This is a genomic window from Streptomyces sp. NPDC056160 (assembly GCF_042268205.1).
Taxonomy (GTDB): domain Bacteria; phylum Actinomycetota; class Actinomycetes; order Streptomycetales; family Streptomycetaceae; genus Streptomyces.
Map to the genome: position 1 here is coordinate 1 of NZ_JBHJUW010000336.1, position 1,699 is coordinate 1,699.

Here is a 1,699-nt window from a genome sequence, read left to right on the forward strand (position 1 = left end):
AACGAGCTTCTCCACTCGGAGAGTTGCGCGATGGCTGCCTCTTGACCAGGGGCTACGCGGAGATCGCTGCTACACCACTCGGCAGGACACCATCCATGGCGTTGTACTGCAGGGCGTTCAGTCCGTCGAGCGGGTCGCCGAGACCGTACCGGCGCCGGACGGTCTTCGTGGCGCTGCGGGCGGAGCCGGGGATGCCGCCGTCGATCACGGTGACCAGGTCGTTCGCCGCCGTCACCCACGCGTCGGGGGTGCTGCCGAGGAGACCGGCCGCCCACTCGCCGTCCAGGCGCAGGCCGCCGGCGATGCGGGGTTCGCGGTCCAGTTCCGCGCGCAGGGCGGTGAGCCTGGCCGCGACGGCGGCCTTGCGGGTGCCCAGATGGTATTCGTAGTCGTGCTCCGCAAGCCACCGGGTGTAGTCCGCGAAGTTGCGCTCGGCGAGGGCCTCGATGGTGCCGTCCATGGCGGAGTGGTCGAACACCGGCGGCATCGAGGAGTCCAGCCACATGCGCTTGACCCGGTCGTCGAAGAGGGACCGGTAGGCCAGGCCGGTCGCCGTGTCGAAGGACTCTCCGAAGAAGTCGATCTTCTCGGCACCGAGCGCGTCCCGCAGGGAGTCGATGTCCCGCGCGATGTTCTCCGGGGTGAGCCCGCGCACGAATTCCGGATCGACCGCCGTGCACCGCCGGTTGAACTCGGCCTGGTCGTCGAAGGCGGTCTCGGCCCGTTCCTTCTGGCTCGCGGTCACCGGCGGCTCCGCTCCCCCGCGGAAGTCGCACGAGATCTCCGGGCTGTAGCCGGTGCCGCGCTCGTCCATGCCGATGAGGTCGTGCTCGATGTTGAGCGTCCCCAGCCCGGAGCTGAGAAGGCCCGGCAGCGTCGCCGCGTTCGCCGTCCCGGGGCCGCCGGCACCGAACACCAGCGGTTCCTCCGGGTGCGGTCCGGTGGCCCTGATCCGGCTCACCGCGACGGTGATGGTGCGGCCCCGCGGTTTCGCGTAGTCCAACGGGACGGTCAGCTCCGCGCACTCGGTCCGTCTGTCACCCGGTACGGGCCAGTCCTCGGCGACCGACGAGCACAGGCGCCAGTCCAGGCGTTGCCCGGTCCCCGGCGCGGCGGACGCCGTGGGCAGCAGCAAACCGGTCAGTGCGAGGGCCGAGGCGGCCAGGGCGCCGCCGCGCAGGGCGCGTCTTTGGCGCGCCGGGGGAACAGTGGCGGATGACATGGGTGGGACGACCTCCGGGACCCGGGTACGCCGCACGGGCACGTACGGCGGCCACCACTCTCGGGATCCCGGGCCGCGACCGCCGCGCGAGCCGCCATCGGCCAGCGCTCGGTCAGGTATCCGTCTCGTATCAGTGCGCGCTCTCGGGCCCCGCTCAGCGGGCGGCCAGCACCAGCGCCAGACCGGTCAGTGCCGGAACGGTCTGCACGAAGAGGATCTTCCGGACGGCCGTGGCGGCGCCGTACACACCGGCCACGGCCACACACATCAGGAAGAACACCTTCGCCTGGAACCCCGCTGGGCCGGACGCCACGGCGCCCCACACCAGCCCGGCGGCGAGGAACCCGTTGTACAGCCCCTGGTTGGCCGCGAGCGCCTTTGTCGGGTCTTCAAAGTTGAGCGGTGCGGAGGTGTCCGCGGGCTCGGCGGGTGGTGACGCAGCGTGTGCGTAGGCGCTGGTTTGTAGCGTTGCGGAAC

The 1,699-nt window shown here is 71.3% G+C and carries 2 protein-coding genes; both read right to left on the reverse strand.

What is annotated here, in order from left to right; all coding sequences use genetic code 11:
* Positions 1-52: 52 nt before the first annotated feature.
* On the reverse strand, positions 53-1,222 hold the full coding sequence (locus ACFC02_RS42545) for an alpha/beta fold hydrolase (RefSeq protein WP_376368402.1): 1,170 nt from the start codon (positions 1,220-1,222) through the stop codon (positions 53-55).
* Positions 1,223-1,376: 154 nt separating this feature from the next.
* Positions 1,377-1,699 (reverse strand): DUF1304 domain-containing protein (locus tag ACFC02_RS42550; RefSeq protein WP_376368404.1); only part of this gene is annotated, 323 nt, incomplete at its 5' end.

Bases quoted from the DNA above. Each gene is read 5' to 3' on its own strand.
- ACFC02_RS42545 (WP_376368402.1), bottom strand. From the start codon at position 1,222: ATGTCATCCGCCACTGTTCCCCCGGCGCGCCAAAGACGCGCCCTGCGC.